The organism is Micrococcus sp. KRD096 (assembly GCF_017168495.1).
GTDB lineage: Bacteria > Actinomycetota > Actinomycetes > Actinomycetales > Micrococcaceae > Micrococcus > Micrococcus luteus.
The window spans coordinates 1-573 of record NZ_JABFAY010000010.1 but is presented as its reverse complement, the minus strand read 5'-3'; the positions used below and the strand labels follow the sequence as shown (position 1 = coordinate 573).

The following is a 573-nucleotide window of genomic DNA, read 5'->3' as shown; positions in this document are numbered from 1 at the left end:
GGCGGGGTCTGCGCGGGCGCGCGTCCCCCACTCTCCCACGACGAGACGGATTAGCGCAGGTCAGCGTGACGTTTTCCGCGGCGTCTGGGTCAGCGGAACCGGGCCCCCGGTGGTCCTCCGGCAGCAGCGGTCCCGCGTCGGCCGGGGCCGGGGTGGCGCGGCGCGCCCCTAGGCTATGGGCGTGCGTCTCGTCCTGCTCGTCCTGCTCTCGCTGCTGAGCCAGCAGCTCGGCGCGTCCGTGGCGGGCCTGCTGTTCGACGACGTCGGCGCGTCCGCCATGGTCGCCCTGCGCGTGGTGTTCTCCGCGGCCGTGCTGCTGCTCGTCTCCCGGCCGAGCCGCGCCGCCCTCGCCGGCCTGGGCTCCCGGGGGTGGGCCGCCGTCGTCGGGCTGGGCGCGGCCATGACCGGCATGAACCTGGCCATCTACGAGGCGTTCGCGCGGATCCCGCAGGGCGTGGCCGTGACGTTCGAGGTGCTCGGGCCGCTGGCGCTGTCCGTGGCGGCGCGGCCGTCGTGGCGGTCGGTGGCGTGGGCAGCCCTCGCGCTCGTCGGGATCGGGGTGCTCGGCCGGGA

1 pseudogene is annotated in these 573 nt (G+C 76.4%); it reads left to right on the top strand.

The annotated features are described in order from the left end of the window. Positions 1–181: 181 nt before the first annotated feature. Positions 182–573, top strand: a pseudogene (locus J1M41_RS04200) (EamA family transporter); the annotation flags it as partial.